Below are 3,375 nucleotides of genomic sequence, written 5' to 3' on the forward strand. Positions count from 1 at the left end.
ACTCGCTGTCACAAACCTTTTCATTTTTCTGTCATAAGTTTGGAGAGGTTTGTGCGGCATCAGCCGCACTCCTCTTTATGATATTTCTCAATCCATCTGTCTGCCTCTGCAATGGCTCTTGCTATTGCTTTTGCATTATCCTGGTTCAGGTTCGTATACTTTTTGAGCCGCTCCTCATTCCAAAACACATCTCTTAGTCCTGCCAGTTCACTCCCGATATTCCAGTTCGGTATACATATATAGTTTCCATCTCTATGCTCGCCAACTATTGTATGAAATGTCCAGCCACTAGCTTCTATGTCCATCTCTATTGGATCATAGTCCGTATGTATACAGATCTTTCCAGAACACTCTCTGTTATTACTGTCGTTATAGGTGAAGGCTATCATGAAATACCACCTCCCACCATCTCATGCTCTGCAACATAGCGTACCACATGCTCATCTATAAGCTTTTTCTTCTGCTGTGCAGAATACATGAGGCTCTTCTCACAGATCCTGTTTATCATCCTTGGTATTCCTGACGATACCTTGTAGATTTCTTCCTCCGCTCCCGGAGTAAATATCTCACCGTCTCCCGATGCATAGGCAAGATGTGATCTTATATAGAGACCAGTTTCGCTCAGGTCCATAGGTTTAAGGACGATATTCATGTCTATTCGCTGGGTTATGGCTGTATATCTCTGAAGCCTCAACTTATCCCAGAGCTCTGTCTGTCCAACAAGAACAAGTGACAGCGGACTTGCTGAATCAAACTCGCTGTTTAGAAGGAATCTGAACTCTTCAAGTGTTTCCCTTTCCAGAAGGTGTGCTTCATCAAGAACACAGACCACATCTTTTTTCTGCTCTTCCCGAAGGGATTCCATTGCCTTCTGTAGTTGTCTTTTGGCATCTCCCCTATAGAAGTGCGCCTTTATCCCAAGCTGTCCAAGAAGGCCGCTGTACAGCCATCTTGGCGTGAGCTGTGAATCAGATACATAAAGCAGTGTATATCTATCTCTGGGAAGAGTAGAATCAAAAAGCCTTATCAGTGTGGACTTACCACATCCGGGATCTCCTGTAACTACCGCGAACTGCTTTCTGTCTGCAGCATACTTCATCCTTCCCAGCGCATCCTGCACCTGTTTTGATTCAAACAGTCTGTCTGCAGGTATATCTTTGGAAAACGGCGTATTGCTCATCCCATAAAAAGATTCATACATGGTTTCAGCCCTCCTTTCCGTATCCGGCAAAGGAGATGGCATCTGCAAATAGCCTATGGTTTTCCTTATACTTCTTTTCCAGCGCATCCAGAAGTCTTGATGACTTCGGTATCTGATCTGTCATGCCTACAGGCACGACAGGCTTCTTATCAGCAAATGCTCCTATTCTGACAGGTTTTGCCTTTATTGGAGCAATCCCCTGATAGCGGACTTCAATCTCAGCTGTATGAAGAGGATCATATATTATTTCAACTTCTGCACCTGCCAACGCAGTGCTTGCTTCATAAAGGCGTCCTCCAAAGGAAAAACATCCTGTCTTATCTATCTGTCTCATCTCATGATGCATGAACGCTTCTGATACCGTCCCGACATCAATAAATGTAAGTTTTCTTGTGTCCCTGTTCCATTCCTGTTCAGGTGATATCCCACCTGAGGGTACTTTCACATCCATGGCCTCATAGTATTCCCTGATACCATCATGACCTTCTTTCTGGTATTCTTCCTCCAAGTAATATTTCCATCGCTCATTAAGCTCCTCTACACTGTGGACATGAGCTACACGTATCTCTGCTATAAAGCTGTCTACCTTTTGATGGAACTTCTCGATTTTTCCCTTTGCCTCACAGTTCCTTGGCTTCGCATGAAGCAGCCTTATCCCAAGCTTTCCGCAGCTTTTCTGTAGCTGCTCGGATATATACTGGGTTCCATTATCCAGATATCCGGTATCAAAAGCTCCATGCTTCAGTATCGCCTTATGGAATGTATCTTCAACAATCTCAGCCCTCTGATTATCATAGAACTCAGACTGGAGTATGTATCTTGAGTGGTCATCGATAAGACTGGAAAGGTAGGTCTTTATCAGCTTTCCATCCTTATCCCTGATCTGAGGTCCGTACTTAATATCTCCCTGCAGAAGTTCCATCCGATGCGGTCTGCAGAATCTTCTGCTGCTTGTCTCCCTGCTTTCTGTAAACTTCCGCATCTGTTTATTGCCAAGTCCTGCTTTGTACAGATATCTCTGCAGGGTTGATGCTTTTAGTATTCCAGGCGGTGCCCATCCTTCAATCTCAAGGATCTTTATGATCTGGCGGACACTACGTCTTGGAACCTCCCGCTTAAGCTGTATTGCCTGGGCAACGATCTCATCATAGTTGCCAGGAAGCTTTGCAGACCGTCGCATCTGTCTGTTCATAGGTCTCAGACCATCAAATGAATTCTCCCTGTAATACTTCTCATACCGGTACAGGCTCCTTGTTGTTATGTTATTCTTCTCCGCGATTTCCTCTCGCATCTGACAGCGCTTTGCATCATCCATGTCTGGATCCATCAGAGGCGTGATCATCTCCAGCCTCTTCAATGCTTCCTGATCCTGCCAGTTTCTTACTTCTTTACTTGCCATAGACTGTATACCTCCTTATATAAGGCACTATACAGCCATGCTTTTTGACAGTTAAACAGAAGTAGGTGCATGAACCTGATCGTCCGGAGTCGTTCGTATGACCCCTCCGGAGTTATTTATGATCCTGTAACACATCCCCAGCCATCCAGGGCTTATCCTTTTTCGGAGCTCTTCAAGTAAAGAATCCTTTGGATCAAGGAGTCCGAATCCCTGATCAAGGAAGCGGTATACCACCGAATGTAACTGTCTCTCCATCTGATTCTTATTGAACTGAAACCACCATCTCCAATGCTTTATGGTTTCTTCACAAGGATTCACCTGAACATCATTTTCATCTATAACTTCATCTATCACATCTTCGATATCTTCAGCAGAGTAATGCTTGAACTTCACCATTTCATCAGGTAGCTGCCTGTGAATCCTGCCACAGCTCTCATTGGTACACTTCAACCTGTTTATTGCGAACCACTTAGGTTCAGAATCACGATAACGCTGGATTCTTAGGACCTTATCCCTGTATTTCAGACCACTCTTACATTCCGGACAGATACATTCTTCTTCACTTTCAATAAAAAACACCCAATTTCTCATTGAAAGTTTTTGTATATTTTGATACGCTTACCATGGTTTTAAACCATGGATTCCGAAGGGATTGTCGCTTGCTAGGGGACCTCCTTTCGGAATCTTCCTTTCTACAGACTGATTGACAGTATATCAATCAATCCAGCGACAATCAAAGGTATCAACTAAAAGTCATTCAGAGAGGGTGCTAACA

At 44.0% G+C, this 3,375-nt stretch carries 4 protein-coding genes; all 4 read right to left on the reverse strand.

What is annotated here, in order from left to right; all coding sequences use genetic code 11:
• Window positions 1-59: 59 nt before the first annotated feature.
• From G636_RS0114325 to G636_RS20670, 4 genes are read right to left on the reverse strand one after another with little or no spacing between them, the layout of a single operon-like run.
• The gene (locus G636_RS0114325; protein ID WP_026508601.1) at window positions 60-389 is read right to left on the reverse strand and encodes a DUF6618 family protein; all 330 of its coding nucleotides are present in this window, start codon (window positions 387-389) and stop codon (window positions 60-62) included.
• Window positions 386-1,201: an ExeA family protein gene (locus G636_RS0114330; RefSeq protein WP_026508602.1), complete on the reverse strand. Its 816-nt coding sequence runs from the start codon at window positions 1,199-1,201 to the stop codon at window positions 386-388. Before G636_RS0114330 ends, G636_RS0114325 begins: the two co-directional genes overlap by 4 nt.
• A 4-nt stretch (window positions 1,202-1,205) precedes the next feature.
• On the reverse strand, window positions 1,206-2,600 hold the full coding sequence (locus G636_RS0114335; protein ID WP_026508603.1) for a DDE-type integrase/transposase/recombinase: 1,395 nt from the start codon (window positions 2,598-2,600) through the stop codon (window positions 1,206-1,208).
• 51 nt (window positions 2,601-2,651) lie between these two features.
• Window positions 2,652-3,179 carry a DUF6431 domain-containing protein gene (locus G636_RS20670; RefSeq protein WP_242826985.1) on the reverse strand — a complete coding sequence of 176 codons (528 nt, stop codon included), beginning with the start codon at window positions 3,177-3,179 and terminating at the stop codon, window positions 2,652-2,654.
• Window positions 3,180-3,375: the final 196 nt, after the last annotated feature.

The sequence above is a fragment of the Butyrivibrio sp. MC2013 genome (assembly GCF_000424585.1).
GTDB lineage: Bacteria > Bacillota > Clostridia > Lachnospirales > Lachnospiraceae > Butyrivibrio.

What these genes read in the sequence shown, in the direction of transcription:
- G636_RS0114325 (WP_026508601.1), bottom strand. Translation starts at nt 389, where the DNA reads ATGATAGCCTTCACCTATAACGACAGTAATAACAGAGAGTGTTCTGGA.
- G636_RS0114330 (WP_026508602.1), bottom strand. Translation starts at nt 1,201, where the DNA reads ATGTATGAATCTTTTTATGGGATGAGCAATACGCCGTTTTCCAAAGAT.
- G636_RS0114335 (WP_026508603.1), bottom strand. Translation starts at nt 2,600, where the DNA reads ATGGCAAGTAAAGAAGTAAGAAACTGGCAGGATCAGGAAGCATTGAAG.